The sequence below is a fragment of the Sedimenticola hydrogenitrophicus genome, assembly GCF_025175675.1.
Classification (GTDB): Bacteria; Pseudomonadota; Gammaproteobacteria; order Chromatiales; family Chromatiaceae; genus Sedimenticola; species Sedimenticola hydrogenitrophicus.
The window spans coordinates 1-4,402 of the sequence record NZ_JANIOA010000080.1; the positions used below are offsets into that span (position 1 = coordinate 1).

Consider the following 4,402-nt stretch of genomic DNA (forward strand, 5'->3'; position numbering starts at 1 on the left):
ACCACTTGCCATCCGCGGGCAATGCCCATAGTATTGACGGTTTTCTTGGCTATTTGCGGCCGCGCCAAGACGGCCGGCTAACGCTCTTCCCGGTTTGGAGACCTAAGGATAACGACCATGTCGAATGCTTTGATGGCCACATATAAAAGGCTCCCGGTCAGTTTTGAACGGGGTGAGGGGGTCTGGCTCTGGGACACCCAGGGCAAGCGCTATCTGGATGCCCTCTCCGGCATCGCCGTCTGCGGCCTGGGACACGCCCATCCGGCTATCCACAAGGCCATCTGCGACCAGGCCGCCACCCTGCTGCACACCTCCAACCTGTACCAGATTCCGCTCCAGGAGCAACTGGCGGAGAAACTGTCGGCCCTGGCGGGCATGCAGCAGGTGTTCTTCGCCAACTCCGGCGCCGAGGCCAACGAGGCGGCAATCAAGATCGCCCGCTTCTATGGCAACCAGAAGGGCATCCAGAACCCCACCATCGTGGTGATGGACAAGAGTTTTCACGGCCGCACCCTGGCCACCCTGACCGCCACCGGCAACCGCAAGGTACAGGCCGGCTTCGAGCCGCTGGTGCAGGGTTTTGTGCGCATCCCCTTTGGCGATATCGACAGCCTGAAGAGTGTCGCGGAGAACAGCCCCAACGTGGTGGCCGTACTGGTGGAGCCGGTGCAGGGCGAGGGCGGCATCAATATTCCGGCCGATGACTACCTCAAACAGGTCCGCCAGATCTGCGACCAGCACGAGTGGCTGATGATGCTGGACGAGATCCAGACCGGCATCGGCCGCAGCGGCAAATTCTTCTCCCATCAGCACCAGGCGATCGTGCCCGATGTCATGACCCTGGCCAAGGCGCTCGGCAACGGCATGCCGATCGGCGCCTGCCTGGTCAGCGGCCGGGCCACGGATCTCCTGGGTCCGGGCAACCACGGCACCACCTTCGGCGGCAATCCGCTGGCCTGCCGGGTCGGACTGACGGTGATCGAGACGGTGGAGAAGCTGAACCTCACCACCCGGGCGGAGGTATTGGGGGCCAAATTGCTGGCCGACTTCGCCGATGCCCTGACCGATGTCGCCGGCGTGGAAGAGATCCGCGGACAGGGTCTGCTGATCGGTATCGAACTGGATCGCCCCTGCGGTGAGCTGGTGACCCGGGCGCTGGAAAAGGGGCTGCTGATCAACGTCACCGCCGACTCGGTGATCCGCCTGCTGCCGCCGCTGATCATGAGCGACAAGGAGGCCGTCAATCTGGTAGAGGTGCTCTCCGCGCTGATCCGGGATTTCCTGGCCGAAGAGAGCGATTGATGCGTGATACCCGCGCAAGGTAGACGACTATGACAGCCCAAGGCACCCAACCCGTCAGACATTTTCTCTCGCTGCTGGATCTCACGCCCGATGAACTGCGCGCACTGATTCGCCGGGCCAGCGAGCTGAAGCGCAGCCTGCGCGCCGGCGAGATCCATGAGCCGCTGAAAAACCAGACCCTGGGGATGATCTTCGAGAAATCCTCGACCCGCACCCGCATCTCCTTCGAGGCGGGCATCACCCAGCTCGGCGGTCACGCCCTGTTCCTGTCGTCACGCGACACCCAGCTGGGACGCGGCGAACCGATCGAGGACAGCGCCCGGGTGATCTCGCGGATGGTGGACTGCGTCATGATCCGCACCTTCGAGCACGCCAAGGTGGAGCTGTTTGCCGCCCACTCCCGGGTGCCGGTGATCAACGCCCTGACCGACCTGCTGCACCCCTGCCAGCTGCTGGCGGACATGCAGACCTACCTCGAACACCGTGGCGATATCGCCGGCAAGACCGTCACCTGGGTGGGCGACGGCAACAACATGTGCCACTCCTACATCAACGCCGCCCGGCAGTTCGATTTCAGGCTGAATATCGCCTGCCCCGTGGGGCATGAACCGAATGCGGCGATCCTGCAGGCGGCCGGCGATCGCTGCCAGGTGATCCGCGATCCGCTGGACGCCGCCAGCGGCGCCGACCTGGTGGTCACCGATGTCTGGGCCAGCATGGGCCAGGAGGAGGAGCAGCGGCAGCGCGCGGTCACCTTCGCCAACTACCAGGTGAATGACCAGCTGATGGCGCAGGCACAACCGAACGCCCTGTTCATGCACTGCCTGCCGGCGCATCGCGGCGAAGAGGTGACCGCCTCGGTGATCGACCGGCCGGACAGCGTGGTCTGGGACGAGGCGGAGAACCGCATGCACTCCCAGAAAGCGCTGCTGGAAATGCTGCTCCGCCGCTGACCTGCCACGGGGCGTCGAATCGCGATGCCCCGGTCAATCCTCCAGCCGGAACCCCACCTTGATCACCACCTGCCAGTGGGCGACCTTGCCGTCCTGCACGTGGCCACGCGTCTCCACCACCTCGAACCAGTCCATGTTACGGATGGTGTTGGCCGCATGCACCAGGGCGTTCTCCACCGCCTTGTCCGAACTCTCGCTGGACGTACCCACCAGTTCCAACTTCTTGTAGATATGCGAACTCATGCCGGATCTCCTTTTATTTGATTGGTTACTACTTGCCCCTATCCGCACCACAGAGACACGGAGAACCCAGAGAAATCATATTGAGAAGGGGCGGAGTCAAGCCGCGTATATCAGGGAATTGATTGATCCATTCCGGCCGGCCTGACTCCGGCCCCCGATCGCAATACCAATGATCCGCTCCGTTACGTTGCCCGGTTCCACCGCTGTGTCCTCCGTGTCTCAGTGGTGCATTGGAGGGCCTCTTATGGACGCCCCGGGTGAGTAGTTACTGTGGCCGTTTATTTACTATAGCCGACCCAAGGCGATAGGGTGCCTTGCCCGTCCCGCCCATCCATGGCAAAGTCCCCGGCCTGAGGCAAGGCAACCCGTGAGCTGAAATCGTGAAACTCTCCTACCAAGACCTGAGACAGGGCATCTGCTGTATCGACACCTTCTATTACCGCCCCAATCTGGACGGCTGTTATCTGATCCAGCAGGACGACGAGGCGGCGCTGATCGATACCGGGACCTCCCACGTGGCACCGGCAGTGATGGAGCTGCTGGCACTGCGCGGTCTCAAGCCCGAACAGGTCAAGTACGTCATCCCCACCCACGTGCACCTGGACCATGCCGGCGGCACCGGACAGCTGATGGCCCTGCTGCCGCAGGCGCAGATGGTGATCCATCCGCGCGGCGCGCGACACATGAACCACCCGGAGAAGATCGTCGCCGGCACCATCGCTGTCTATGGCGAAGAAGTGTTCCGGGAGCGCTACGGCACCATCCTGCCAGTACCGGAAGAGCGCACCATCGAGGCGGAGGATGGCTTCGAGGTCTCGCTGGCCGGCCGCAAACTGCGCTGCATCCACACCGAAGGCCATGCCCGTCACCACTTCTGCGTCTGGGACGGGCAGAGCCGGGGACTGTTCACCGGCGACACCTTCGGCATGTCCTACCGCGAGCTGGACACCGAGCAGGGACCCTTCATGATACTCCCCTCCACCCCCATCGACTTCGATCCGGAGGCATGGCACGACTCCCTGGAGCGGTTGCTCCGCCTGAATCCGACCCAGCTCTACCTGACCCACTTCTGCCGCATCGACCAGCCCGCACTGCGCGCCCAGGCGCTGCACCGGGAGATCGACGACTACGTCGCCATCGCCCTCGGCGCCGGTGGCGCGCAGCGTGAATTGCAGATCCGCGACGAGCTGACCCGCTACTACCGAAAGCGCCTCCGGGAGCACGGCTCACGGCTGAGCGACGCGGAGATCGACGAAGTGCTCGGCATGGACATGGAACTCTGCGCGCAGGGGCTCGAGGTGTGGCTGAAGCGGCGCGAGAAGCAGGGCTGACCGGGCATGGAATTTTTTCGCCGGTTCAGCGCCGACGCCGATGAGACAAGGGTGCGGCAACTGATCACCCTGGCGCGGCTACCGCAGCTCTGCGCCTCGATCGACGCGCTACTGGAAGATCAAGGAGATTGGGGACGCATCTACTGCGTCTGGGGGGAGTTCAGGGTTCGGCGCGAGCCGATCCGCAACGGCGTGCGCCTCACCCTGCCGGGCTGCCCCAATGCCCTGGCCTGGACCGTCACCGCGGAACAGCAAAGCGTCACCATCCACCGCACCATCAACCGCGCGGATCACGACGCCGACTTTGTCGCCTCGATCGAACAATTTGTGGAGGATTGGCAGCGTGGTCTGTCCCAGGCATTTCAGGGTCAAACCGGCTCGCTGTAGGGTGGGTTAGCGGCGCACAGCCACGACACTTCCTGGCTGCAACAACTCCCCGAGCGCCGCGTAACCCACCGATTCCTCGACCGCCAAACAGCGGGTTACGGGCGCACGGGGCAATATGTGCGAGATGTGCCTGCCGGTCTGATCGGTTACGCCGTGCCTCCTCCACTCATCCTACAACTCTTTTTG

The 4,402-nt window shown here is 63.5% G+C and carries 5 protein-coding genes; 4 read left to right on the top strand and 1 reads right to left on the bottom strand.

The genetic code is table 11. The annotated features are described in order from the left end of the window. The first annotated feature begins 117 nt into the window (after positions 1 to 117). Positions 118 to 1,302, top strand: coding sequence for an aspartate aminotransferase family protein (locus tag NPX02_RS20830; protein WP_260295984.1), 1,185 nt, complete (start codon positions 118 to 120; stop codon positions 1,300 to 1,302). Between the two features lie 29 nt (positions 1,303 to 1,331). Further along, positions 1,332 to 2,255, top strand: coding sequence for an ornithine carbamoyltransferase (gene argF / locus NPX02_RS20835; RefSeq protein WP_260295985.1), 924 nt, complete (start codon positions 1,332 to 1,334; stop codon positions 2,253 to 2,255). A gap of 33 nt (positions 2,256 to 2,288) precedes the next feature. Here argF and NPX02_RS20840 read toward each other — a convergent pair whose 3' ends face one another. Beyond that, positions 2,289 to 2,498: a dodecin gene (locus NPX02_RS20840; protein WP_260295986.1), complete on the bottom strand. Its 210-nt coding sequence runs from the start codon at positions 2,496 to 2,498 to the stop codon at positions 2,289 to 2,291. Positions 2,499 to 2,878: 380 nt separating this feature from the next. Here NPX02_RS20840 and NPX02_RS20845 point away from each other — a divergent pair, with 380 nt between their 5' ends. After that, on the top strand, positions 2,879 to 3,829 hold the full coding sequence (locus NPX02_RS20845; protein ID WP_260295987.1) for an MBL fold metallo-hydrolase: 951 nt from the start codon (positions 2,879 to 2,881) through the stop codon (positions 3,827 to 3,829). Positions 3,830 to 3,835: 6 nt separating this feature from the next. Further along, the gene (locus tag NPX02_RS20850) at positions 3,836 to 4,216 is read left to right on the top strand and encodes a hypothetical protein (RefSeq protein WP_260295988.1); all 381 of its coding nucleotides are present in this window, start codon (positions 3,836 to 3,838) and stop codon (positions 4,214 to 4,216) included. Positions 4,217 to 4,402 lie beyond the last annotated feature (186 nt).

Bases quoted from the DNA above. Each gene is read 5' to 3' on its own strand.
- NPX02_RS20830 (WP_260295984.1), top strand. From the start codon at position 118: ATGTCGAATGCTTTGATGGCCACATATAAAAGGCTCCCGGTCAGTTTT.
- argF (WP_260295985.1), top strand. From the start codon at position 1,332: ATGACAGCCCAAGGCACCCAACCCGTCAGACATTTTCTCTCGCTGCTG.
- NPX02_RS20840 (WP_260295986.1), bottom strand. From the start codon at position 2,498: ATGAGTTCGCATATCTACAAGAAGTTGGAACTGGTGGGTACGTCCAGC.
- NPX02_RS20850 (WP_260295988.1), top strand. From the start codon at position 3,836: ATGGAATTTTTTCGCCGGTTCAGCGCCGACGCCGATGAGACAAGGGTG.